The organism is Nesterenkonia maliinae, assembly GCF_051262655.1.
In the GTDB taxonomy this organism is placed as follows: domain Bacteria; phylum Actinomycetota; class Actinomycetes; order Actinomycetales; family Micrococcaceae; genus Nesterenkonia.
This window is the reverse complement of the sequence record NZ_JBIMEY010000004.1, coordinates 51,037-74,110: the sequence shown is the minus strand read 5'-3', so window position 1 is coordinate 74,110 and position 23,074 is coordinate 51,037. Positions and strand designations below refer to the sequence as shown.

The window sequence follows — 23,074 nt, the reverse complement described above, 5'->3', positions numbered from 1 at the left end:
GGTGACATGTCCGCGCGCATCATCTCCATCGGCACGGCGCTCCCGGCGACCTCGGTGCCCCAGCAGGATCTGCGTGCCTTCTTCGCGGACCAGCCCGAGAACAGCCGGCTGACCCGTCGACTCATCGGGGCCGCCTTCGACGCCGCAGGCATCGAGACCCGACACTCGGTGCTCACCGGCCTGGGCGGCACCCCGGACGGGGTGTTCGTCGGCGAGGGCTCCACGCTGCTGGCCCCCACCACCGGCACCCGCAACGACCTCTACCGAGAGGCCGCACCGGACCTCGCCTCCGACGCCGCCCGCACGGCACTCACCGAGGCGGCCCTGGCCCCGAGCCAGGTGACCCACGTCGTCACCGTCTCCTGCACCGGATTCTTCGCCCCGGGGCTGGACTTCCGGCTGATCCGCGACCTCGGCCTGCCGGACACCGTGGAACGCAGCCACCTGGGATTCATGGGCTGCGCCGCTGCGCTCCCCGCGCTGCGCACCGCTTCCCAGATCACCGCCGCCGAGCCCGCGGCCGTGGTGCTCGTCGTGTGCGTGGAGCTGTGCTCGCTGCACATCCGCGACACCGCGGACTCCGAACAGATCGTCGCGGCCTCGGTCTTCGCCGACGGCGCCGCAGCCGCGGTGGTCACCGCAGACGAGACCCTCGGCACCCCCGGTGGGATCGCCATGGAGCGGTTCGCCACCGCGCTGACCAGCGAGGGTGAGACCGACATGGTCTGGACCATCGGGGATCGCGGGTTCAACATGCGCCTCTCCGCAGAGGTGCCCCGGATCATCGGACGCGAGATCCGCGCCGCCGTCGACCGGTTCCTCGGCGCGGAGGAGGCCCCCGCACGCTGGGCCGTGCACCCCGGAGGACGCAGCGTGCTGGACCGGGTGGAGACCGGGCTGGCGCTCGATCCCACCGCGCTGGATGCCTCCCGTGCGGTGCTGCGCGACCACGGCAACATGTCCAGCGCGACCATCCTGTTCATCCTGCGCCGGCTGCTCGCGGACCCCGAGGCCAGCGGGCGGATCGCTGCCCTGGCCTTCGGACCCGGGCTCACCGTGGAATCCGCGCTGCTGCGCAAGACCCGGTGACCCGATGAGCCCGGTCAAACTCTCCGTCCGCGATGAACAGCTGCGCGAGCTCATGGATGACCCGGACTGCGATCCGGTGCGGCTCGAGGCGACCCTGCGCCGGTTCTACCTGGTCAACCGGCTGATCTCCGGCTGGGACCAGGTCTACCGTCGACGACTGCGCCCGACGCTGCTGCGCTTGGACAGGCCCGCCCGGGTGCTTGATCTGGGCTCCGGCGGTGGAGACGTGGTGACCCGCCTCGCGCAGCTGGCCGCTCGAGACGGCCTGCCTGTGGAGTGGACCGGGGCGGACCCGGATCCACGGGCCCACGAGGCGGCGCAGAACACCCAGGACCAGCGGCTCCAGCGCGCTCAGGGCGTTGAGGGAGCACCACCGGTGCGGTTCCTCTGCGCCGATGCCGAGGCGCTGCTGGCCGCAGGCGAGCGCTTCGACGTCGTGGTGTCCAACCATGTGCTCCACCACCTCGACGCACCAGGGCTGCTCGACTTCACCGAGGCCTCCAGGCGACTCTCCACCGGGACCGTGCTGCACAGCGACATCGCCAGGGGTCGACTCGCCTACAGCCTCTATTCGCTCGGCATCACCCCACTGGCACCCGGGACCTTCCTGCGCACCGACGGGCTGCGCTCGATCCGGCGCAGCTACCGGCGCGAGGAGCTCGCCGCCGCCCTGGGCACCGGATGGACCGTGAGCACTCCGGCTCGGTTCCGCCTGATCGCGGAGGCGCCCGGCCTTGGCTGAGGTGATCGTGATCGGCGCCGGCCCGGTGGGACTGCTGCTGGGCGGGCTGCTGCGCCGCGCCGGAATCGATGTGGAGATCCTGGAACAGCGAGGCGCGGGCAGCGGGGACAGCCGCGCCATCGGAGTCCACGCCCCGGTGCTCGCCGCCCTGGAGGACTCCGGGCTCACCGCAGGACTGCTCGAGCAGGCCGTGCGGGTGCCCCGAGGGGAGGCGCACTCACAGGGGAGGATGCTCGGAGAGGTGCGCTTCGACCGACTCTCCACCCGATTTCCCTTTGTCGCCACCCTTCCGCAGTCCGGCACCGAGTCGGTCTTCTCCCAGATCGCGCCGGTGCCACAGCGCGGGATCAGCGTCGACGCGCTGCGCACCACCGCCGAGCACGTCGAGGTCGACACCGGCGCCGGAACCCGCCGCGCTCCGCTGGTGGTGCTCGCTGGAGGACAGCGCTCCCGTGAGCTGGTCTACCAGGCCCCACTCGCGCACACCTACCCGGATCGATACCTGATGACCGATGCGGTCGTGCCGGAGGACCAGGTCGGCGAGCCGCGGGACGCGCGCACCGCCGTCGTCCACCTCGAGCCCTCCGGGGTGCTGGAATCCTTCCCGCTGCCGCAGGGACGACGCCGGTTCGTCGCTTGGGACTCCTCGGGCGCCCCTCAGAACCCGGTTCACCAACATCCCGCCTCTCAGGAGCCCGCCGCGCAGCGCGACCGGATGGAACGCGTACTGGCAGCCCACGGCCAGCCGCTCACCGGGGCGGTCAGCGGCTTCGGGGTGCGCCGCTTCGTGGCGCCGGCGCTGCGCAATCAGCGGCTGCTGGTGATCGGCGACGCCGCCCATGAGGTCAGTCCGATCGGAGGCCAGGGGATGAACCTGGGACTGCTCGATGCCGCGACCTTGGCTCCGCTGCTCACCACCTGGGTCCGCACCGGCACCGCTCCAGAGCCGCAGCTCCGAGAGTGGGAAGGCGCGCGGCTGCGTTCTGCCCGCAGGGCGGCCCAGCTGGCGGCGCTGAACACCCGGCTCGGCCGACCGCTGAGCCCGACGGCGGACGCCGCACGCCGCCATGGTGTGCGCCTGATGCTGGGACCCGGTGCCGGCCGGCTCTTCGCACATGCCTACGCGATGGGCTTCGACGCCGGGGCCTGACCCCGGTCGGCACGAGTCTCGACCGGCCTGACCTCAGCCACGCTGACCTCAGCCAGTCCGATGCTCAGCCGGCCAGCGAGCCGCCGGCCACCACCAGCTGGGCGGCGAGCAGCAGCGCCGCCAGCATCACCAGCCGGAAGAGCACGCGCCCTGATCGGGCTCGCAGCGCCATGCCCAGCGACAGCAGCGCCACCGCGCTGACCAGGACGAAGAACACCCAGGAGACCAGGGGGACCTGCTGCAGCTGCCACTCGGCGGCCCCGGCGGTGACCGCGACCCCGCCCGCGAGCACCGCCGTGGCCGCCAGCGCCGCCGAGGGGCGGGCACCGAGCCGGTGCGGGAGGCCGGTGATGCCGGTGCGGGCGTCGTCGTCGAGGTCGGGGAGCACATTCGTCAGGTGGATCGCGGCACCCAGGGCCGCCCCGGCGAACCAGGCCCAGCCCGCGGCGAACGCCGCGTCCGGTGCCGCCAGGGTCGCAATGGACGGGAACAGTCCGAAGGCGAGCAGGAACGGGGCCAGGGAGAACACCGTGGCCTTGAGCCCGGCGTTGTAGGCCCAGGAGGCTGCCAGGAAGACCGCGTGCGCACCGAGAACCCCGAGACCCAGCGGAGCCGAGAGCAGCAGCGCGAGCACCAGGCAGCCGATCGCGGCCGCCCAGGCGGCGCGCACGCTGAGGTCCCCGCGTGCGATCGGCTTGTCGGTGCGTCCGACGGCGCGATCCCGCTCCGCGTCGAAGGCGTCGTTGGAGATGCCCACCGAGAGCTGACCGAGGAACACCGCGGCCGCCAGGAGCGCGATCCGCTCCACCGCCAGTCCGGTCGAGACCGCGAGCGCGGCGGCGAGCACCGTCACCACCACGGTCGGTCCGGGATGAGAGGATCCCCACAAGCCTCGAGTCACTGTCAGGATCGTCATCAGCTCAGTCTCTCACCCCGATATCCCACCCCGGAGGACCCATGAACAGCACCCAGCGCGCAACATCGATGGCCGCACTCCTCGGTGTCGCCGGGACCATGCATTTCCTGCGGCCGGGGCCCTTCGACGCCATCGTCCCGCCGCAGCTGGGCGACCGGCGTCTGATCACCTACGCCAGCGGGGTCGCCGAGCTCGGCTGCGCGGCGCTGCTCGCGGTTCCGGCGACCCGACGGGCGGGCGGGGTCTGCACCGCGGCGCTGATGCTCGCCGTCTACCCGGCGAACATCTATTCGGTGAAGCGATACTGGCACCGGCCGACGGCGCGGACCATCGCCCTGGCCCGGCTGCCGCTGCAGGTGCCCCTGGTCCGCACAGCCTGGCGGATCGCCCGCGAGGCATAGGCCGCACCGCGCGGGATGTCTGAGCCGCAGGACCCCTGGTGAGACGTGGGCCATATGGCCTGCGCCACGTGTGTGACTGCCGATGAGACCTGTGGTTCGACAGCGGCGGGGGTCCCGTGTTTACGGTGGAGGGATCGGCCAGTCGGGCCCGTCGGCAGCGCGTGAACCCTGCCGGTACGTGGGAGCGGACGTTCTCGTCTCCGCGCAAGGCCCACTGGCCACCGCAAGCGAAGGAGCACCATATGCGCCACGACGAATTTCTGAAGACCGTCACCGATAAGGGCGGTCCCGAGGATCGCGACCAGGCCAGCCAGCTGGTGAACGTGGTGCTGGAGGATCTCGGCAAGCGGCTCAAGGGCGGCGAAGCGAGCAACCTCGCAGCCCAGCTGCCGGAGGAGCTGAAGGCGCCGCTGACGGCCAACGCCGGAACCGACACCGTCGACGATGTCGATGAGTTCCTGCGTCGCGTCGCGAGTAAGCTTGAGTCGGGCCTCGGCACCGAAGAAGCCCTCCCCCAGGTGAAGGCAGTGTTCTCCACGCTCTCGGACTCCGTCTCCGAGGGTGAGATCAAGGATCTGCGCTCGCAGCTTCCCACCGGCTTCGCACCGCTCTTCGCCTAGAGCGTGCTCGCCCGCCCACTTCATGGGCATCTCCCGCTGGGCCACCGGCCCAGCGGGCGGGTGACCTCATCCCGTGAGGCCACCACCCCAACAGCTAAGGAGCACCTGAGGCTGTGTCTGAACCCGCGAAACCGTTCCACATCCGGCTACTCGCCGACCCGGGTCTTCCCACCCGGCGCGTGAAATCCATCCAGGAAGACTTTGCTGAGGAAGCGCGCAAGCTCCTCACCGGCGAGGTCACCGTCTCCTCGGAGACCCGCATGCTGCGCATCCGCCCCGACGCCACCCTGGACATCGACGCGGTGCGCGAGATGGAAGAAGATCACGCCGAGGCCGACGCGGTCATCATGCTCACCGAGATCCCCCGCCACACCAAGGGCCACCCGCTGATCTCCGAGATCTTCCCCGACAACAGGGTTGCGATCGTGTCCTGTCCGACCCTGGGGGCCTGGGCCACGAGGAGTCGCATCCGCAAGGTCTTCACCAGTTCGCTGCTGCGCCTGCTCCCCTCCGGAGCCGGCCCGGATCCGAAGAAGTACGACCAGCGCTGGAGCCAGTGGAAGTCCACCGAACGCGGTGACGGGCTGGGTCTGTTCGCCCACACCATCACCGGCGGTCCCCGCACCATGCTCGGCATGGTGCTGGGAAACGATCCGCTGCCCACCGTCCCGAAGCTCTCCAGCGCCCTGGCCGCAGGTGCCGCCACCGGCGCGTTCGGGATCTTCTACAGCTCGATCTGGCAGATGGCCGACGCGCTGAGCCCGCTGCGGCTGGTACTGGTCGGACTCGCCGCGGTGATCACCATGATCATCTGGCTGATCATCCGCGACGGACTCTGGGACCGGCCCAAGAACCGCAGCCTGGCGACCGTGGTCACCCTCTACAACGGGTCCACCGCGATCACCCTGCTGGCCTGCATCCTGATGCTCTACCTCTTCCTGGTCGGGGTCATCTTCCTGGCAGGACTGGTGATCATCGACGCCGAATATATGTCGATGACCATCGGCAGCGAGGTCACCCTCATGAACTACCTGAACATCGCCTGGTTCAGCGCCGGAATGGGCGTCTTCGCGGGCGCCATCGGATCAAGCTTCGACTCCGGCGTAGACCTGCGCCGGCTGACCCACGGACAGCGCGAACGCCAGCGCGAATACACGGAGAGCGCATGAGCGATCAGAAGACCCTGCTGCAGACCCTGACCTCGATCGACGGCCGGGGCTACGCCTCGTATAAGCAGCTGCGCGGTCGTTACGACCTCGGCCGCTTCACGCTGCATGTGGACAAGGTCCAGGTGGACCCGTTCGCGCCACCCTCGTTGATGCAGCTCAGCGTCTCCCGCGACGACGCGGCCCTCCCGCTCGAGCTGCTCGATGACCGGCTCGGCCGGATCGCCGCGAGTGACTTCCTCACCCGCGCCTTCGCCGAGGCCCTGGGTGCCGGCGCCGAAGGCATCAGCATCGGCCGTCCCGGACAGCAGGTGCTCGAACGCACCAGCGTGGTCATCACCGACGAGGCGATCACCGCACGGCTCGCCGTGGCGCTGCCTGCAGCGGGCCGCAAGGCGCTGGGCCGCAAAGCCGCCCGGCTGCTCACCGAGACCCTGCCCAGCATCGCGGAGGCCTCGCTGCTTCACGCCAGCCTGGATGCCGAGGCGCTGCGCGACCACGTGACACTGCTGCGTGACCAGGAGGACCTGCGCTCCCAGCTCAGCGCGTCGAAACTGGTGTCCTTCGCGGCCGACGGCTCCGTGCTTCCCCGCCGGGCCGGAGATTCCGATCTGCCCCTCGGCGCCGACGCGGTCGAGTTCACCAGCCCCGCGGCGCTGCGCCGCAGCTTCACCCTGCCCAGCGGCCGAGAGGTCACCGGGATGGGCGTGCCCGAAGGGGTCACCGTGATCGTCGGCGGGGGCTATCACGGCAAATCGACCCTGCTGCGCGCCATCGAACGCGGCGTCTACCCGCACATCGCCGGCGACGGCCGCGAGTGGGTCATCACCGAACCCTCCGCCGTCTCCATCCGCGCTGAGGACGGCCGCAGCGCCGTCGGCGTCGACATCTCCCCCTTCATCTCCGGGCTGCCCTCCGGAGCCGACACCCGCAGCTTCTCCAGCACCAACGCGTCGGGCTCGACCTCCCAGGCCACCAACCTGGTCGAGGCCGTTGAGGCGGGAGCCCGCGCCCTGCTGATCGACGAGGACACCTCGGCGACGAACTTCATGATCCGCGATGACCGGATGCGCCAGCTCATCCCCGCCGATCGGGAACCGATCACGCCCTTCGTGGACCGGGTCCGTCCGCTCTTCACCGAGCGCGGGGTCTCCACGGTGCTGGTCGCCGGCGGCTCCGGCGCGTTCTTCGAGGTCGCCGACCAGGTCATCGCGCTGCAGGACTATCACTTGCGCGAGGTCACCGCACGGGCGCACCGGATCGCCGCAGACCACCAGACGACGACGCACCCAGCAGCCTCGGACTCAGCCGTCTTCTCCGACGTCCCGGCCAGGGTCCCGCGTCGCGCCTCGCTGCACCCGAGGAAGAAGCCCAAGCCCGCCCGCAGCCGCGGTCACCGGATGATCCAGTACGGCCGCGAGGACATCGACCTCACCGCGGTGGCTCAGCTGGTGGACCCGGCGCAGACCGAAGCGCTGGCTAAGGCGCTGGACCGTCTCGCCGAGGAGGCCGATGGTGAACGCGACGTCCCCACCCTGGTCGCGGCGCTCGTGGAACGGCTCGACGTGGAAGGACTGGACGCGCTCTCCCCGCACCGCGGGCATCCCGGTCACCTGGCCCGGCCCCGGACCCATGAGATCCATGCTGCGATCAACCGGTACCGCGACATGTCGCTGCACTGAGCGGTCCTGATCCACGCAGGTCCGGTCACGCTGGTCCGCCCACGCAGGTCCTGCGAGCGTCCGGCATGACCAGCGCTGAGCTACCCTGAGATCCAGCCGGGCATCAGGGAGGTCCTGATCTCCCCGGCATCCCAGGGGGCGCAGTGGCCATCACCATGCGGCGGTTCACCGCCGACGGGTCGAGCTCCGCAGTGGAGTCCTTGATGGACGCCCCCGAGAGCAGCCCCGAGACGACGCTGCTCTGGGTCGACCTCGCCGGGGAGGACCTTCCGGACTTCGCGGACACCGCGGCGGCACTGGGCCTGCGCGAATCCCAGCACGAGTTCCTCTGCGGAAACCGCAGCCGGCTTCCCCTGCATACCTCCTCCCCCGCATCGGTGGCCACGGTGCTCCACCGGGTGACCACCAGCACCGAGGAGTCACCCCAGACCACGAGGTTTCGCTTCTCGGAGCTGCGCGTCCTCACCGCAGCCGGACTCCTGGTGACCGTCCAGGCCGTCGAGGCGGGGCAGGCGCCGCTGGGCCTGCAGAATCTGCTGGAGAATGCGCTGCGGTCTCGGCCCCGGTCTTCGGTGACCGCTTCGGATGCTGTCGCGGGCCTGCTCGGTGTGGTGCTGCGAGAATACCCGGTGGCGCTGGATGAGCTCGAGAACGCGATCGAGGCTATGGAGGGGATTCTGTTCCAGGAGGCCCGGCTCGACGCGGAGCTCTCGCACCGGATCTACCAGCTGCTCCAGAAGGTGCATCGCTTCGACTGGGCGCTGCGCCCCCTGGAGTCTGCGGCCACCGAGCGCGCCGCCGACGCCGCGGAGTCCAGCAGTCCCGGCGAGGAGTCCTCCACCTGGGCCGATCTGATCATGCGGACCCGCCGGATGCGGGACCGGGTGGAGCTGCTGCGGTCGCATCTGGAGAATGCCGTGGCGCTGCATTCGACCCTGCTGACCATCGAGCAGAACGAGGCCACGCGCCGGCTCGCCGACGCCTCCTATGCCCAGGGTGAGCAGAGCAAGAAGATCTCGGCCTGGGCCGCCATCCTCTTCGCGCCGACGCTGATCGCTTCGATCTACGGGATGAACTTCCGGAATATGCCCGAACTCGGCTGGGCCTGGGGCTATCCGGTGGCGGTGGCGCTGATGGTCGGTCTCAGTGTGACCCTGTGGGCGGTCTTCAAGCGGCGGGAGTGGCTCTGACCCGGCGCAGGCCCGCGGCCAGCACCAGCCCCCAGACCAGCAGCATCGGATACCAGAGCAGCGCCTGACCGAGCCGGGCGGTGGGATCCTGCAGATCCAGCCCGGGCCACAGCAGCAGACCGGCGTTGACCAGCAGACCAGCCGCCCCGTAGATGATCAGCGCCGCGGCGATCAGCCGGGAGACGTTCCACCACAGGTCCGGGCGCCGGCTGAGTCTGCTCGATGCCAGCCGGCGGGACGCCGCGTAAGGAGACCCCCGTGAGCCGGCGGCGACGGTTCGCAGGTCACGTGACGGCCGCACTCGAAACCTCAGCAGGTGGGCTGCGGCCAGCGGGATCAGCACCGCGAGGGTCTTGCTCACTGCGATCCCGAGCAGGGCGAGGCCGGTCAGGACCGGCAGCTCGTCCCGCAGGTCGATGAGCCAGGTTCCGATGGTCTCTAGCAGCACGCCTCCGCCGAAGGCCCAGTAGTAGCTCGGCGCCGCATTGAGCAGACCCAGCAGGCCGGCCCACCAGAGCAGCGCCGTGGACCTGCTCATGACGCGGACTGGGCCTGCGCGGACGCCTCGGCGCGCAGCAACGCCTCTGCGCGCAGCAACGCCTCTGCGGCACGACGTGCCTTGAGCGCCATCGAGGAGTCTCCGGTGATCGCCGCGGTGGTCTGCGCACCTTCGGCGAGCAGCATCAGCTGGTCCCCCAGCTCCTCGGAGAACCCCGCCTCGGTCGCGAGCCGCTCCATGAAGCGGCGGAAGTCACGCTTGTGGTCGGCGGCCTTGGTGGCCACGGCGGGAGATTCGGCGGCCAGCTCCCCGAAGGCGTTGATGAACACGCAGCCACGAAAGGAGTCCGAGCGGAACCACCCGGCGAGGTAGTCGTAGATCGCCAGCAGCCGCTCCCGAGGGGTGACCTCCTTCGCCACCGCGGCGGCGATCTCGTCGGCCCACATCTGGTGGCGGTAGTCCAGGACCGCGAGCACGATGGACTCCTTGGATGGGAACACCGTGTAGAGGCGCTTGAGCGAGACTCCGGCGCGCTGACGCAGCGCATCCATGCCCACGGCGCGGAAGCCATGGGCGTAGTAGAGCTCATCGGCCGCCTCGATGATGCCCTGGCGCACTGGGTCGACGGGCTCATGCAGGCGTGCGTCCCCCTGACGCGTCATCCTCGGGCCTCTCCTCGGGTTTCTGGGCGTATCAGTTTCCGTGCTCTTCATGGTGCCTTCATCCCAGTGTACTTGCCAGAGAACGATGGTTCTCCTAGGCTGTGGAACAGGGAGAACGAACGTTCTCCGACCTCAAGGAGGAACTGACATGTCTCACGTCACCGTCGGAACCGAGAACAGCACAGACATCTCGCTCTACTACGAGGATCACGGCGCGGGCCAGCCCGTCGTGCTCATCCACGGCTACCCCTTGGACGGCTCCTCATGGGAGAAGCAGACCTCCGCGCTGCTCGACGCGGGCTACCGCGTCATCACCTATGACCGGCGCGGGTTCGGCAAGTCCTCCCGCCCCACCACCGGACACGATTACACCACCTACGCCGCCGACCTGAACGCCCTCATGGAGAACCTGGATCTGCGCGACGCGGTGCTGGTCGGCTTCTCCATGGGCACCGGCGAGGTCGCTCGCTACCTGGCCAACCACGGCTCGGACCGAGTCAGTAAGGCCGTCTTCCTCGGCTCGCTGCAGCCCTTCCTGCTGCAGACCGAGGACAACCCCACCGGTGTGCCGCAGGAGGTGTTCGACGGCCTCTTCGACGCCGTCACCACCGACCGCTACGCCTTTTTCACGGCGTTCTTCGATGACTTCTTCAACACCAAGGACACCCTCGGCAGCCGGCTCAGCGAGGAGGCCCTCGCGGCGCATAAGAACCTTGCCTACGCCGCCTCCCCGCACGCCTCGGTCTGGGCCCAGCCGACCTGGCTCACCGACTTCCGCGAGGACGTCGCCGCCATCGGCCGCTCAGGCGTCCCCGCGCTGATCGTCCACGGGACCGCCGACAACATCCTGCCCATCGACTCCACCGGACGGGTCTTCCACAAGGCGCTGCCCTCGGCGGAGTATCACGAGATCGACGACGCACCCCACGCCATGCTCTGGACCCACGCGCAGGAGGTCAACGAGCACCTGCTGACCTTCCTGCGCAGCTGATCACGTTCAGGAAGCATCCGGACACAGCGGCAAGACTGACGCTGAACCCACCTATTCAAGGAGACTCATTATGCCTACACGCACAGCACGCACCGCCTGGAACGGATCACTCGAGGAGGGCTCCGGCCAGGTCGAGCTCAGCAGCTCCAAGATCGGCACCTACGAGGTGTCCTTCCCCAAGCGCTCGGCCGAAGAGGCCAACGGCAGCACCAGCCCGGAGGAGCTCATCGCCGCAGCTCACTCCTCCTGCTACGCGATGCAGCTCTCTGCCGTGCTCTCCGGCGCCGGCGGCACCGTGGAAGCCCTCGACGTGCGCGCCGAGGTCTCCCTGGGCGCCGATCCCGATGGCGGCTTCCAGCTGACCGGGATCAAGCTCATCGTCAACGGCGAGGTCAGCGGCATCGACGAGGACACGTTCCTGAAGTCCGCCGAAGAGGCCAAGACCGGCTGCCCGGTCAGCAAGGCGCTCACCGGAGTGGAGATCACTCTGGACGCCACCTTCGAGAGCTGACCACACCTGGACCCGTCCGGGTCCACCACACTGCTGCAGGGTCGCGGCGCGCATTCACTGCCCGCCGCGGCCCTGCGCCGTGTCCACGACTTTTTCACCCAGCTTTAAGGAATCACCCCTCATGACCACGACAGTCACTGCACTTCAGGCCGACAGCGCCGAGTCCAGCTTCACCACCCGCACCATCGAGCGCCGCAGCCTGGCCGCCGACGACGTGCGCATCGCCATTCGCTACGCCGGCATCTGCCACTCCGACATCCACCAGGTCCGCGACGAATGGGGCGGCACGACCTTCCCGATCACCCCGGGACACGAGATCGTCGGCGACGTCGTCGAGGTCGGCTCCTCGGTGTCGAAGTTCAGCGTCGGCGACACCGTGGGCGTGGGCTGCTTCGTGGACTCCTGCATGGAGTGCGAGGCCTGCAAGGACGGCGAGGAGCAGTTCTGCAGCCAGGGCGTCGTCGGCACCTACAACGGCCAGGACAAGAACGGGGAGAACACCCACGGCGGCTACAGCCAGCAGATCGTGGTGCGCGATCACTTCGTGCTCAACATCCCCGAGGGCCTGGACCCCGCCGCAGCCACCCCGCTGCTCTGTGCCGGGATCACCACCTACGCCCCGCTCAAGCGCTACGGCGCCGGTCCCGGCGTCGCCGTGGGCGTCATCGGCATGGGTGGCCTCGGGCACGTGGCCGTGAAGATCGCCGCCGCCATGGGCGCCGAGGTCACCGTGCTCAGCCGCACCGACAGCAAGAAGGAAGACGGCCTGGCCTTCGGCGCCAAGGCCTACCGCGCCACCGAAGACGGCTCCGCGTTCAAGGATCTGGCCGGCAGCTTTGACCTGATCATCAACACCGTCGGCGCCTCGGTCAGCCTGGACTCCTTCCTCGGCCTGCTGGGCCGCGGCGGCACCATGGTCAACGTCGGCGCACCGAGCGAGGAGCAGTCCTTCCAGATGTTCTCCCTGCTGAGCATGCGCCGGAACTACGCCGGCTCCATGGTCGGCGGGCTCCCCGAGACCCAGGAGATGTTGGACTTCTGCGCCGAGCACGGCATCACCTCCACGATCGAGCTGATCAACGCCGACCAGGTGGATGAGTACTACGAGAAGGTCGTCTCCGGCGACGTGCGCTACCGCGCCGTCATCGACATCGCATCGCTGGAGCAGGCCGCCGCCGCCTGATCCCCGCAGGCACACCGGCTGGTCCCCCAGCATCAGCGGCCCGCCGCAGCAGAGCTGAGAAGCTCCGCTGCGGCGGGCCGCTGTGCGTCTGTGGACCGGCGTAAGGTTGTCGCAGAAACCAATCGGCAGACCGCAGGAAGGACCGTCCCATGAGCACTCCCTGGCTGACCTCGACCGAGCTCGCCGCCTGGGTGCGGCTCGCCTCGATCCTAGAGCTGCTGCCGGGTGCGCTGGACGGTCAGCTCCGACGCGACGCCGAGCTGACCCACTTCGACTATCGGGTGCTCTCGGTGCTCTCCGAGTCCGAGGGCAAGACCCTGCGCATGACCTATCTGGCGCAGGTCACCAACGCCTCGCTCCCCCGGCTCTCTCACGTGGTCGCTCGGCTCGAGACCCGTGGCTACGTGCAGCGGCAGCCCTGTGCGGAGGATCGGCGCGCCACCAACGCCTCGCTCACCGAGCAGGGCTGGGCGAAGGTCGTCTCCGCGGCACCGGTCCACGTGAAGGCGGTCCGCTCCCTGGTCCTGGAGGGGTTGAGCGCCGAACAGGTCACCCAGCTGACCGAGATCACCAGCAGCATCCTGGATCGGCTCGATGTCGGGGACGCCATGCGTCCGGTCTACGCGAAGCACGACGCGGTCCCGGGCCCCGGGACCGGCTGAGCTCAGCGCGCGAGCAGCTCATCCACCGTGCTGCCCGTCAGCGCCACGGTGACCTGGGTGCCCCATGGGTCCCGGGTGCTGATCCGCCGTCCGTCGTCATCATGGGTGATGCCATGCCCGCGCAGTCGGGAGGACAGGCCGTCGAGGTCCTCCCGACCTGGAACGGTGATGGCGACATCGCCGAGCCCGAGGCGGGCCGCGCGGGGCCCGGCGTCACGGCTGTTCCAGGTGTTCATGGCCACGTGGTGGTGGTATCCGCCCGCTGCGGCGAAGAGCGCTCCGGGATAGCTGCTCACGGTCGTCTCGAAGCCCAGCGCGTCCACATAGAAGCTGCGGGCCCGCTCCAGGTCCCCGACCTGCAGGTGGACGTGACCGACCGAGCCCGCGGCGCGCCGGCCTGAATCGTCCTGCTGCTCGAGGTGCTGCTGAAGATACTCGCCGGGGTGCAGCGGGAGATTCTCCATGGCCAGCTCCCCGTTGCGCCGGCTCCACTGAGAGCGCGGCCGATCGCGGTAGAGCTCGATGCCGTTCCCTTCGGGGTCGGTGAAGTAGAACGCCTCGCCCACCAGGTGGTCGGCAGAGCCGACGAATCGCGAGCGCGGGTCCGTGGCGGCTCGCTGGACGGTGGCCGCGAGCGCCGCGGGGGTCTCGAAGAGGAACGCCGTATGGAACAGCCCGGCCTCGCGCGGGTTCACCGGAGGCAGCCCAGGAGTGTGGATCAGGCGCAGCATCGGGACCCCCTCGCGCCCCAGCACCCGGTGGACCTGTCGGCCACGGGCAGCCTCCTCCACCGGGGTCAGCGCGAGCGCCTTGCCGTAGTAGTCCGACATCAGCTCGAGATCACCCACATGCAGGGTGACCGCGTCCATGGCGGCGGCGGGGCTGAGGGTGCCTGCGGCGTCGAGGGTCTCGGACACGGAGTCGCTCCTGGGTTGGGTGGTGGTCGGTGCGGCACCGAACACCATGTCTTTAGTTGTAGGTACAAGTTTAAGTGTACAGCGACAGAAAAGCTCTGGCACCCCCTGCCGTCGATGATCGTCACTACCGTGCGCCGAACCCTCGCGCGGCGCCGCACAGTTAGGCACAATGCCGTCATGGGCAGCGCACGGCAGGACCAGCAGCCCAGGACACTCGTGCTGATGCGCAGGGTGCGCGACCGGATCGACCGGGAGTACGACAGGCCGCTGGACGTCGAGCAGCTGGCCCGGGGCGTGCACCTCTCGGCCGGATACCTGAGCCGGCAGTTCAGGCTCAGCTATGGGGAGTCGCCGTATTCCTATCTGATGACCCGCCGGATCGAGCGGGCGATGACGCTGCTGCGCCGGGCGGACATGACCGTGACCGATGTCTGCTTCGCCTTCGGGTTCTCCTCGCTGGGAACCTTCAGCACACGATTCACCGAGCTGGTGGGGGTCCCGCCACGCGTCTACCGGGAGACCGCAGCCGGGGCGCTGAAGGGGATCCCGCCGTGCCTGGCCAAGCAGGTCAGCCGACCGATTCGGGGCAGCTCCGGTGAAACGTCCGCAGAACTGGTCAGGAATCGAGAAGCGCACGCGGACGTGCCTGCCTAGGCTGGCGGTCATGAACAACATCACCATCCACTACACGTTCCTGCCGCACACCGACCCCGAGGCAGCGCTGGGGTTCTACCGGGACCTGCTCGGCTTCGAGGTCCGCCAGGACGTCGGCTACGAAGACATGCGCTGGATCACCGTGGGCCCTCCTGGGCAGCCGGAGACCTCTATCGTGCTGCAGCCACCGGCGGTGGACCCGGGCATCACCGAGGAGGAGCGTCGAGTGATCCACTCCCTGATCGCCAAGGGAAGCTTCGCCGGCATGACGCTGGCGGTGGATGACCTCGACGCGTTCTACCAGCAGCTCGAGGCCGCCGGCGCCGATGTGGTCCAGGAGCCCATCGACCAGGACTACGGCGTCCGCGACTGCGCCTTCCGCGACCCCTCCGGCAACCTGCTGCGGATCAGCCAGCGATGAGCGCGCGGCGCGCCGTCACCCTGATCCGGTCCGACTCTCTTGCCGGGTCCGTGGAGTATGCCTACGCGGCCACCGCACCGGCGGACGCCCGGCTGATCTTCCTGGCCGGCGCGTGCCCGTTGGACCTGGAGGGCGCCACCGTCGGCGTCGGCGACTACGCCGCCCAGGCAGCGCAGTGTGTGGCGAACCTGCGCACCGCCTTGGACGACGCCGGCGCTCTGCTCAGCGATGTGGTCAGCACTCGAGTGCTGGTCGCCTCAACGCGCCAGGCCGACCTGGTCACCGCCTGGCGCGTGGTGCGAGCGGCGTTCGGTGACCATGATCCGCCCAGCACGCTGCTCGGCGTGACGGTCCTCGGCTACGACCAGCAACTCATCGAGATCGAAGCCGTCGCCGCGGTCCAGGGCTGAGTGCCTGGCTGGACGCTCAGTTCAATCGGGCGCGCAGGTCCGCAGAGCGTTCAGGGCGGCGGAGCATCCAACACCCCCGGCCAGTCGGGGCGCCGGGTCAGTCGGGGCACCGGGTCATCAGTTCAGGGAATGACCCGGTCGGCACGGTAGCGGGCGAAGAGGTCCTTGAACGCCTGCTCGGTGCGGCGGTGGGAGAGGAAGCCGGCGTCGCGGCTCTTGCCCATATCGGTGACGACCTCCATGTCCCGGCCCAGGTCGGCGTCGGTGTGCCACCAGGAGGCGAGCCGGCTGATGTCTGACTCCACGAGGCCGTGCTTCTCGGCGATGCCGGGCCATGCCGCCTCATGCGGGGCCATCTGCTGCTCCAGCGGACGCGGGGCCTCCTGGTAGCCGACGACGCGCTCGGCGGGGACGCCGAGGTCTGCGGCGAGTCGGGGCCACATCCAGCGCCAGCGGAACACGTCGCCGTTGACGATGTTGAACGCCTCATCCGAACCAGCGGGATCGGTGGAGGCCCAGATCATCTGCTCGGCGAGCAGTCCGGCGTCGGTCATGTCGGTGAGACCGTTCCACTGCTGCTCGCTGCCCGGGAAGACGAAGTCGAGGTCGAGCTCCTTGGCCAGTGTGGCCTGCACAGCGATGGTCAGGCCCATGTTCATGGCGTTGCCCACGGCGTGGCCGATGATCGTGTGCGCGCGGTGCACCGAGAAGTGGAAACCCTGGGCAGAGGCGGCTGCGAAGAGCTCGTCCTCCTGCGCGTAGTAGAAGTTCGGGGTCTCCAGGCGCGGCTCCTCCTCGTGGAAGGGGGTGTCGGGGGTCTCGCCCGCGGCATAGGCCTCGAAGGGGCCGAGGTAGTGCTTGAGTCCGGTCACCAGTGCCACGTGCTGCAACGGCGCATGCGCCAGCGCTGCCAGCAGGTCGCGCAGCATGCCGCCGTTGACCGTGATGTTCTCGGCCTCGGAGTCCTGCTTCTGCCACGCGGTGAAGAAGACGTGCGTGGGGCGCTCGGCGGCCAGCGCGCCGCGCAGGCTCTCCGGGTCACGGAGGTCAGCGGCGACTCCGCGAATGCCCGGGGCGGAGGAGGCGCTGCGCGAGAGCGCGATGACCTCCCACCCTTCAGCGATGAGCTGGCGGGCGATGGCGGAGCCGGTGATCCCGGAGGCGCCTACGATCAGCGCTGTTCGGCCGGTGGGTGTGGAGGATTCTGCAGTGGAAGTCATGTCCGGTGGAAGCCAGGAGAGGCTGCGGAAATTCCCCCGAACGCTCGAGAGAGAGTCGAGACACATACCCAGACCACTTGTTTCCATTGAGGAAACTAGCTAGTGTTTCTTGCATGGAAACACAGCGGTCAAGGCCGACTCCGGAGGAAGCACGCCGCGCTCTGGACGCGGCCGAGCGGGAGGAACAGGCAACCATCAACCGGCCGGTGCCGTTCTGGTACTTCCCGGCGATCGCTGGCCTGATCCTCGCCCTGTGCGGCCTCAATGCCCTGCAGGGGCTGAGCGGCCCGGCGCGGATTCTCCAGGTGGTTCTCACCGTGCTGTTCTCCGTGGGGATCGGAGGACTGGTGGGCAGGTTCAGCTTCCATCAGCCGGGCTACCAAGGCACCCGCGTGCCGTGGGTCAAGGTCTGTGCGGCAGGCATTCTGGCAGGCGCGGTCCCGGTCGCGGCGATCCTCTTGGACGATGTCCTGGGCACCTGGATCTGGCTGGTGGCAGGCGCCATCCTCGCGGCAGGGGTCCTCGCCGTCGGGGTTCCGTATCAGCGGCGGCACCGTGGCGCCTGAGCCGCATTTCGACGCGCTGATTCACGCCCCGCAGCGATTGCGGATCTGCGCGATGCTGTCCCAGGCGACGGGCATCGAGTTCCGTGAGGTCCAGGAGCGCACCGGGCTCTCCAAATCGGCGCTGAGCAAGCACCTGAGCCAGCTCGCCGACGCCGGATACCTCAGCGAGGAGCCCTTCGTCTTCAAGGGCCGCTCCCGCCTGATGCTCTCGCTGACTCCCGCTGGACGTGAGGCATACCTCGGGCACAAGGAGGCGCTCCAGCAGCTGCTGGAGGATGAGCCCGAGCACCAGGACCAAAACCGCAGACAGCGGTGACGCCCCTCCCCGCCGAGAGCCTAGACTCAGTCAGGTGACCGCCCGTTCAGCGCAGGACCCGCAGGTGATCGTGGTGATCCCTGCCCACGATGAATCCGAGACCATCGCCGCTGCGCTCGGCTCCGTCCACGCCGCTGCCCGCCAGGCCGACGTGCGGCTTCGGCTGCTCGTGGTCGCCGACGCCTGCACCGACGAGACGGCCGCGATCGCGCGCGCCGCAGGCGCCGAGGTGCTCGAGATCGATGCCAATAATGTCGGGGCCGCCCGCGCGGCCGGGTTCGATCACGCACTGACCAGCCCCGTGGACGCCGCAGATCTCCCAGCGAGCGCGGATCACCCACCACCGGCATACGAACAGTGGCTGGCCACGACCGACGCGGACAGCCATGTCCCGCCGGACTGGTTCGCCAAGCAGGCCGAGCATCGAGACCGCGGCGCCGACGTCGTCGTCGGGACCGTGATGCTGACCCCGGTTGCCGGGGCCGACCCGGTGGGTCTGGCCTGGGCGGCTGACTACGCGCAGAAGATCACCGGCAGCAGGCACAGCCACATCCACGGCGCCAACCTGGCGTTCACCGCCCGCGCCTACCTCGCCGTGAAGGGGTTCCGCAGCCTCGCCGATGACGAGGACGTCGACCTGGTCTCTCGGCTGCAGCGCAGCGACGCCGTCCTCGTGACCGCCACCGACATGCCCGTGATGACCTCCCGGCGCACCACCGGCCGCGCCCCGCGCGGATTCGCTCGAACCCTGGGAGCCTTGAACGCATGACGGATCTTCTGCACCAGCTGCACGAGCACCTCCGCCAGCCCACCCCGGGGCTTCCCGGGCGGGGTGACACGGAGGCGCGCTGGCTCCGCCTGGCCGCGATCACCGCAGAGAATACCGTGGTGGGACGGCTCTATGAGGCCCACGCCGACGCGGTCGCGATCACCACGGACCTCGATCTCCCCGCCCTGGTCTCCCCCGGTCAGCTCTGGGGCGTCTGGGCCGCAGAGCCGCCCAGACCGGTGCTGACCGCAGTGCGCAGCGGCGAGAGCTGGACCCTGACCGGCACCAAGCCGTGGTGCTCCGGAGCGTCGCTGTGCACCCATGCGCTGGTCACCGCGACCGTCGCCGCAAGCACCGAAGCATCGGGCGGTGCGGCGCAGAAGATGTTCTTCGCGGTGGACCTCTCCTCCCCGGGCGTCGCTCCGGTGCCAGACACCTGGCAGGCGGTCGGGATGGCGGCCAGCGATTCGGGCTGGGTCTCCTTCGAGCAGGTGCCCGCGACCGCGCTGGGCACGCATGCTGACTACCTCGACCGCGCCGGCTTCTGGCACGGCGGTGTGGGGGTGGCCGCGTGCTGGTACGGCGCCGCCCGCGCGGTCGCCGCACCGCTGCTCACCCGAGCCACCGCCGCCGACGCCTCACCGATCCTGCGCGCTCATGCCGGAGCCGTGGCCGCCGCGCTGACCGCAGGCTGGGCCCTGATGAGCAGCACCGCCCGCGCGGTCGACGCCGACCCGCACAACCTGCCGCTGGCCAAGGCGCAGGCCTTCACGGTGCGCACCTACATCGACCGACTGGCCGCCGAGGTCATCGACCGCACCGGGCGCGCACTCGGGCCGGGACCGCTCGCCTCGGACGCGATCCATGCCCAGCGAGTCGCCGACCTCAGCGTCTACATCCGCCAGTCCCACGCCGAGACCGATGAGGCGACGCTGCCTACGGTGATGACTGAGGACCGCCTGAGCTGGGACGATCTGATCGGAGACGCGCATGACACCTGGTGAGACTCCGCCGACCTTCCACGGCGCTCAGGCTCCGCGGACCACCCGCGCCGCGCTTGACCATTACGACGCCGCCGTGCCGGAATGGGGCATCGGTGAGATCGACGACGCCGGACGCTGGATCCCGCACGAGCTGCCCGGGCTGCTGGTGGTCGCTCCGCATCCCGACGATGAGGTGCTCGGCGCGGCCGCCCTGATCGCCGCCGGGCTGCGCAGCGGCTCCCCAGTCCGCGTACTGGCCGCCACCGACGGCACCGGATCACACCCAGCCAGCAGCATTCCCGCAGATCAGCTCGCCGAGATCCGTACCGCGGAGTCTGAGGCTGCCATGACGGAGCTGCGCTCGCTCACGCCGGGCCCGCGCGGTCTGGGCAGCCTGGAACGGATCAGGCTGCAGCTGCCCGACGGCGAGCTCAACGCCCACATCGAATCCCTGACCGAGGCGATCGGCGCCGCACTGCAGGACCTGCCCCGCGGGACCCTCGTGACCGCCCCGCTCTCCCATGACGGGCACCCCGACCACGACGCGTGTGGGGACGCCGCAGCGGCCGCCGCGGCACAGCACAACGCCCCGCTGGTGCAGTACCCGGTGTGGCTGTGGCTGCACAGCACTCCCCCCGCGTCACCCTCCAGGACGGAGGCGCGCTGGGCCGCGGCGCGCTCCATCCCGATCGACGCCGAGCTCGCGCGGGTCCGGGCCCGCGCCGTCGTCGGCTTCGTCTCCCAGCTGGGGACTGCGCATGGCACGCCGGCGGACCGGGAACCCGGGGAGCCGGTGCTGACGGAGACCATGCTGGCCACCGTGCTGCGGGAGCGGCAGATCGTCTTTCCCGGGACGCCGTTGGACTTCGAGGGCCTTCATGCCGGGCGGGCGGATCCGTGGGGCGTGACGAGCCGTTGGTATGAGCAGCGCAAGTACGCGCTGACCATGGCGGTGCTCCCCCAGGCCAGGTACCGCCGAGCGTTCGAGCCCGGATGTTCCATCGGCGGGGTGACCGAGCTCTTGGCGCAGCGCTGCGACGCGGTCCTCGCCACCGACATCTCCGGCTCCGCGCTGCAGGCGGCGGCGCAGCGAGTTGTGGCAGAGAATGTGACGTTCCAGCAGGCGAGCATCGAGGACTGGCCCGACGGGACGATCGACCTGATCCTGATCAGCGAGCTGGCCTATTACCTGAACGACTCCCAGTGGGTCACGGTCCTGGGACGCGCGGCGCAGACCCTGGAATCCGGTGGACACCTGGTGTCGGTGCATTGGCGCCATCCTGATGCCCAGGCATTCCGCTCAGCCGAGCAGATCAGGGCAGACCTGCGGGCCGTGCCAGGGTGGGATCTCCATGGCAGCTATGCGGATCGCGACATGCTCATCGACGTGCTCGGCCCGGCCAGCCCGAGCGTGGCGCAGACCGAGTTCCTGCATTGAGCTCAGGGCTGGTTGGCCGGCTGTCGCACGGGTTGTAGCTCCACCGTTGCGGGGAGGGGCTCACGGCGCCCGAGGGCGCCCCAGATGCCGACGACGATGAGCACCGGCACGGCGAGTAGGACGGCGGCCATGAAGAAGGCATTGAACGTCTGAATCAGGGTGATGTCCATGGCGGGCTCCTCAAAGTGTGCGTTGATCTGTTGCTGCTGGCCTGTTGCTCGGGACGACCGGGCTCAGGCGGCGTAGATGCTGCGGTTGAAGTGCAGCCTCCGGGAGGCGAACTCCGTGCCGAGCATCCGTTCGATGTTGGAGATGACGCCCTGCGAGATGGTCTCCATGAGATCTGAGGGGTCGGCCTCGGCCTTGATGGTGCAGTTCAGGTGGAAGACCAGATCGGCGTCGTCGCCGGAGATCTCCACGATCGCGGACTCTACGTGGGGGTGAGCCATGAGCCCGGCGGATGCCGCCTTGGCCATCTGGTCAAAGCGCGTGCATCGAAGCTGTTGATCCGCATCCAAGGACGCACTGCGGTGCGTCTGGTGCTCGACGGGCTGGAACATTGCGTCTGCTTGCGTGATTCTGCTGTTGGGGACTGCCTGTGTACTCATCTGAACTCTCCGTACCCTCTCGTGCCTGCCCCCTGTTGCAGTCACACATCTACCTCTTCATCAACCTTACTGTTAGACCGTATAACTATTAATACCTCTACGCAATGTCAGTGAACAGGGTGTTAGCTCCTGACGAGCACGGAGATGCACTTCTGCCGCGTCTCATGGTCTAGGTGGACGATGGACCTGTTCGCCACCAGCGGCGCCAATGCGCGGGGCCTCGTGCGACGACAGCCCAGTTCTTCGCCTGCTCGGCGTCGCGCTCATGCGGGGGCGATGTGCCGGGTGGGCACCGGGCTGGAGTAGACCACGCTGGTGGTGATGCTTCCGAGGGTGGCCAGCCGACCGGCGATGCGTTCAAGATCCCTCATGGATCGAGCCAGGACCTTGATGATGAAGCAGTCCGCGCCGGTGACGTGGTGGGCTTCGATGATCTCCGGGGTGGTCTCCACGAGGTCATGGAAGGGCTTGTAGTTGCCAGAGGGATAGGCGAGCCGGACGAAGGCGCTTACCGAATAGCCCAGCGCCTCTGGGTTCACCGTCGCGGAGTATCCGGTGATGACTCCGGCGTCGCGCAGGCGACGCAGCCGGTCTGCCGTGGAACTGGCGGAGAGGTTGATGCTGCGTGCCAGTTCGGCCATGCTCATCCGGCCATCGCGTTGCAGAAGCTCAACGATTCGATGGTCGGTGGAATCTAGATCGATACGTGGATTCGTCGGCATGGGATCGAGAATAGCGTCGAAATGAAGGGTTGATTCCAGATTCTTCGACGAATTGGCATTCTCTCGCACGACGCCTCGGCGTTGAATGGACTCATGAGCACTCCACTGTCTGCCGCCGCATTCTTCGCAGCGAAGCTGCGCCACGAGACCGACCCTGCCGACCTCGCCGCAGATCGAGCCTCTGGCTCCTCCCCGTTGGTCGTGGACGTCCGTTCCGAAACAGCCTGGGCGCAGGGACACATACCCGGCGCGCTCCACATCCCGGGGCCTGAACTTCAGGACCGGGTGGGCGAGCTGGGCAAGGACCGGAGCCGCGCCGTCGTCGTCTATTGCTGGGGTCCGGGATGCAATGGCAGCACCCGCGCGGCACTGACTCTGAGCACGCTGGGGTTCTCACAGGTCCGGGAGCTCATTGGCGGGTTCGAATATTGGGCCCGCGTGGGCTTCCTGGTGCAGCGGGCGGCTGGGCGATCGCGCCGACTCCCCGATCCGCTGACCGCCCCCAGCAGCCGCTCGGTCTTTGGCTGACCGCAGGCCCGTGCGCTTTGCCCCAGGTTGGGATGGTTCGTGATCTGTAGTGTGGGGA

At 69.0% G+C, this 23,074-nt stretch carries 29 protein-coding genes; 21 read left to right on the top strand and 8 right to left on the bottom strand.

The genetic code is table 11. The annotated features are described in order from the left end of the window. Positions 1-6 precede the first annotated feature (6 nt). From ACHAA4_RS09170 to ACHAA4_RS09160, 3 genes are read left to right on the top strand one after another with little or no spacing between them, the layout of a single operon-like run. Entirely contained in the window at positions 7-1,089 is a 1,083-nt protein-coding gene (locus tag ACHAA4_RS09170; RefSeq protein ID WP_435773867.1) for a type III polyketide synthase, read from the top strand. A 4-nt stretch (positions 1,090-1,093) separates the two neighbouring features. Then, on the top strand, positions 1,094-1,831 hold the full coding sequence (locus tag ACHAA4_RS09165; RefSeq protein WP_435773866.1) for a methyltransferase domain-containing protein: 738 nt from the start codon (positions 1,094-1,096) through the stop codon (positions 1,829-1,831). 1 nt (position 1,832) lies between these two features. Then, complete coding sequence (locus ACHAA4_RS09160) at positions 1,833-2,981, top strand: FAD-dependent oxidoreductase (RefSeq protein ID WP_435774036.1); 1,149 nt, start codon at positions 1,833-1,835, stop codon at positions 2,979-2,981. Positions 2,982-3,045: 64 nt separating this feature from the next. On the opposite strand, the gene ACHAA4_RS09155 is transcribed toward ACHAA4_RS09160, so the two are convergent. Then, the gene (locus ACHAA4_RS09155; RefSeq protein WP_435773865.1) at positions 3,046-3,897 is read right to left on the bottom strand and encodes a UbiA family prenyltransferase; all 852 of its coding nucleotides are present in this window, start codon (positions 3,895-3,897) and stop codon (positions 3,046-3,048) included. A 41-nt stretch (positions 3,898-3,938) separates the two neighbouring features. On the opposite strand from ACHAA4_RS09155, the gene ACHAA4_RS09150 reads away from it, so the two are divergent. The 5 genes from ACHAA4_RS09150 (at position 3,939) to ACHAA4_RS09130 (ending at position 8,956) form a co-directional block, all read left to right on the top strand. Continuing rightward, positions 3,939-4,298 carry a DoxX family protein gene (locus ACHAA4_RS09150; protein ID WP_435773864.1) on the top strand — a complete coding sequence of 120 codons (360 nt, stop codon included), beginning with the start codon at positions 3,939-3,941 and terminating at the stop codon, positions 4,296-4,298. A gap of 242 nt (positions 4,299-4,540) precedes the next feature. Next, the gene (locus ACHAA4_RS09145) at positions 4,541-4,918 is read left to right on the top strand and encodes a DUF2267 domain-containing protein (RefSeq protein ID WP_435773863.1); all 378 of its coding nucleotides are present in this window, start codon (positions 4,541-4,543) and stop codon (positions 4,916-4,918) included. A gap of 113 nt (positions 4,919-5,031) precedes the next feature. Continuing rightward, entirely contained in the window at positions 5,032-6,087 is a 1,056-nt protein-coding gene (locus ACHAA4_RS09140) for a hypothetical protein (RefSeq protein ID WP_435773862.1), read from the top strand. After that, positions 6,084-7,766, top strand: coding sequence for an ABC-ATPase domain-containing protein (locus ACHAA4_RS09135; RefSeq protein ID WP_435773861.1), 1,683 nt, complete (start codon positions 6,084-6,086; stop codon positions 7,764-7,766). The genes ACHAA4_RS09140 and ACHAA4_RS09135 overlap by 4 nt, the downstream gene beginning before the upstream one ends. Before the next feature lie 143 nt (positions 7,767-7,909). Next, on the top strand, positions 7,910-8,956 hold the full coding sequence (locus tag ACHAA4_RS09130; RefSeq protein ID WP_435773860.1) for a CorA family divalent cation transporter: 1,047 nt from the start codon (positions 7,910-7,912) through the stop codon (positions 8,954-8,956). On the opposite strand, the gene ACHAA4_RS09125 is transcribed toward ACHAA4_RS09130, so the two are convergent. Further along, entirely contained in the window at positions 8,934-9,494 is a 561-nt protein-coding gene (locus ACHAA4_RS09125) for a hypothetical protein (protein ID WP_435773859.1), read from the bottom strand. The two genes, ACHAA4_RS09130 and ACHAA4_RS09125, sit on opposite strands and share 23 nt — an antisense overlap. Continuing rightward, entirely contained in the window at positions 9,491-10,117 is a 627-nt protein-coding gene (locus ACHAA4_RS09120) for a TetR/AcrR family transcriptional regulator (RefSeq protein ID WP_435773858.1), read from the bottom strand. The genes ACHAA4_RS09125 and ACHAA4_RS09120 overlap by 4 nt, the downstream gene beginning before the upstream one ends. Before the next feature lie 148 nt (positions 10,118-10,265). Here ACHAA4_RS09120 and ACHAA4_RS09115 point away from each other — a divergent pair, with 148 nt between their 5' ends. The 4 genes from ACHAA4_RS09115 to ACHAA4_RS09100 all read left to right on the top strand — a co-directional run bounded on the left by ACHAA4_RS09115 (position 10,266) and on the right by ACHAA4_RS09100 (position 13,464). After that, positions 10,266-11,108: an alpha/beta fold hydrolase gene (locus tag ACHAA4_RS09115; RefSeq protein WP_435773857.1), complete on the top strand. Its 843-nt coding sequence runs from the start codon at positions 10,266-10,268 to the stop codon at positions 11,106-11,108. Positions 11,109-11,178: 70 nt separating this feature from the next. Beyond that, positions 11,179-11,619, top strand: a complete 441-nt coding sequence (locus ACHAA4_RS09110; RefSeq protein WP_435773856.1) for an OsmC family peroxiredoxin — start codon at positions 11,179-11,181, stop codon at positions 11,617-11,619. Between the two features lie 121 nt (positions 11,620-11,740). Further along, positions 11,741-12,802, top strand: a complete 1,062-nt coding sequence (locus ACHAA4_RS09105) for an NAD(P)-dependent alcohol dehydrogenase (protein ID WP_435773855.1) — start codon at positions 11,741-11,743, stop codon at positions 12,800-12,802. A gap of 149 nt (positions 12,803-12,951) precedes the next feature. After that, on the top strand, positions 12,952-13,464 hold the full coding sequence (locus ACHAA4_RS09100) for a MarR family winged helix-turn-helix transcriptional regulator (RefSeq protein WP_435773854.1): 513 nt from the start codon (positions 12,952-12,954) through the stop codon (positions 13,462-13,464). 2 nt (positions 13,465-13,466) lie between these two features. On the opposite strand, the gene ACHAA4_RS09095 is transcribed toward ACHAA4_RS09100, so the two are convergent. After that, the gene (locus tag ACHAA4_RS09095; RefSeq protein WP_435774035.1) at positions 13,467-14,333 is read right to left on the bottom strand and encodes a VOC family protein; all 867 of its coding nucleotides are present in this window, start codon (positions 14,331-14,333) and stop codon (positions 13,467-13,469) included. A gap of 225 nt (positions 14,334-14,558) precedes the next feature. On the opposite strand from ACHAA4_RS09095, the gene ACHAA4_RS09090 reads away from it, so the two are divergent. Genes ACHAA4_RS09090 through ACHAA4_RS09080 form a run of 3 tightly spaced genes read left to right on the top strand, consistent with a single transcriptional unit; the run spans position 14,559 to position 15,866 of the window. Further along, positions 14,559-15,035 carry a helix-turn-helix transcriptional regulator gene (locus ACHAA4_RS09090; RefSeq protein ID WP_435773853.1) on the top strand — a complete coding sequence of 159 codons (477 nt, stop codon included), beginning with the start codon at positions 14,559-14,561 and terminating at the stop codon, positions 15,033-15,035. A gap of 10 nt (positions 15,036-15,045) precedes the next feature. Then, complete coding sequence (locus tag ACHAA4_RS09085) at positions 15,046-15,456, top strand: VOC family protein (RefSeq protein WP_106122557.1); 411 nt, start codon at positions 15,046-15,048, stop codon at positions 15,454-15,456. Further along, positions 15,453-15,866, top strand: coding sequence for a RidA family protein (locus tag ACHAA4_RS09080; protein ID WP_435773852.1), 414 nt, complete (start codon positions 15,453-15,455; stop codon positions 15,864-15,866). Before ACHAA4_RS09085 ends, ACHAA4_RS09080 begins: the two co-directional genes overlap by 4 nt. 122 nt (positions 15,867-15,988) lie before the next feature. On the opposite strand, the gene ACHAA4_RS09075 is transcribed toward ACHAA4_RS09080, so the two are convergent. Next, positions 15,989-17,086 carry an SDR family oxidoreductase gene (locus ACHAA4_RS09075; protein WP_435773851.1) on the bottom strand — a complete coding sequence of 366 codons (1,098 nt, stop codon included), beginning with the start codon at positions 17,084-17,086 and terminating at the stop codon, positions 15,989-15,991. Positions 17,087-17,199: 113 nt separating this feature from the next. On the opposite strand from ACHAA4_RS09075, the gene ACHAA4_RS09070 reads away from it, so the two are divergent. From ACHAA4_RS09070 to ACHAA4_RS09050, 5 genes are read left to right on the top strand one after another with little or no spacing between them, the layout of a single operon-like run. Beyond that, positions 17,200-17,652, top strand: a complete 453-nt coding sequence (locus ACHAA4_RS09070; RefSeq protein ID WP_435773850.1) for a hypothetical protein — start codon at positions 17,200-17,202, stop codon at positions 17,650-17,652. Further along, on the top strand, positions 17,642-17,968 hold the full coding sequence (locus ACHAA4_RS09065; protein ID WP_435773849.1) for a transcriptional regulator: 327 nt from the start codon (positions 17,642-17,644) through the stop codon (positions 17,966-17,968). Before ACHAA4_RS09070 ends, ACHAA4_RS09065 begins: the two co-directional genes overlap by 11 nt. A gap of 34 nt (positions 17,969-18,002) precedes the next feature. Further along, a complete protein-coding gene (locus ACHAA4_RS09060) occupies positions 18,003-18,737 on the top strand; it encodes a glycosyltransferase family 2 protein (protein ID WP_435773848.1) in 735 nt (244 codons plus the stop codon). Beyond that, entirely contained in the window at positions 18,734-19,741 is a 1,008-nt protein-coding gene (locus tag ACHAA4_RS09055; RefSeq protein ID WP_435773847.1) for an acyl-CoA dehydrogenase family protein, read from the top strand. Before ACHAA4_RS09060 ends, ACHAA4_RS09055 begins: the two co-directional genes overlap by 4 nt. Further along, positions 19,728-21,158 carry a PIG-L family deacetylase gene (locus ACHAA4_RS09050; protein WP_435773846.1) on the top strand — a complete coding sequence of 477 codons (1,431 nt, stop codon included), beginning with the start codon at positions 19,728-19,730 and terminating at the stop codon, positions 21,156-21,158. Before ACHAA4_RS09055 ends, ACHAA4_RS09050 begins: the two co-directional genes overlap by 14 nt. A gap of 2 nt (positions 21,159-21,160) precedes the next feature. Here the strand turns inward: ACHAA4_RS09050 and ACHAA4_RS09045 are convergent, their stop codons facing one another. The 3 genes from ACHAA4_RS09045 to ACHAA4_RS09035 all read right to left on the bottom strand — a co-directional run bounded on the left by ACHAA4_RS09045 (position 21,161) and on the right by ACHAA4_RS09035 (position 22,488). Then, complete coding sequence (locus tag ACHAA4_RS09045; RefSeq protein WP_435773845.1) at positions 21,161-21,328, bottom strand: hypothetical protein; 168 nt, start codon at positions 21,326-21,328, stop codon at positions 21,161-21,163. Between the two features lie 63 nt (positions 21,329-21,391). After that, entirely contained in the window at positions 21,392-21,718 is a 327-nt protein-coding gene (locus tag ACHAA4_RS09040) for a hypothetical protein (RefSeq protein WP_435773844.1), read from the bottom strand. Between the two features lie 311 nt (positions 21,719-22,029). Further along, positions 22,030-22,488, bottom strand: a complete 459-nt coding sequence (locus ACHAA4_RS09035) for an Lrp/AsnC family transcriptional regulator (protein ID WP_435773843.1) — start codon at positions 22,486-22,488, stop codon at positions 22,030-22,032. Between the two features lie 93 nt (positions 22,489-22,581). Between ACHAA4_RS09035 and ACHAA4_RS09030 the strand changes: the two genes are divergently transcribed. Then, the gene (locus tag ACHAA4_RS09030; RefSeq protein ID WP_435773842.1) at positions 22,582-23,016 is read left to right on the top strand and encodes a rhodanese-like domain-containing protein; all 435 of its coding nucleotides are present in this window, start codon (positions 22,582-22,584) and stop codon (positions 23,014-23,016) included. Positions 23,017-23,074 lie beyond the last annotated feature (58 nt).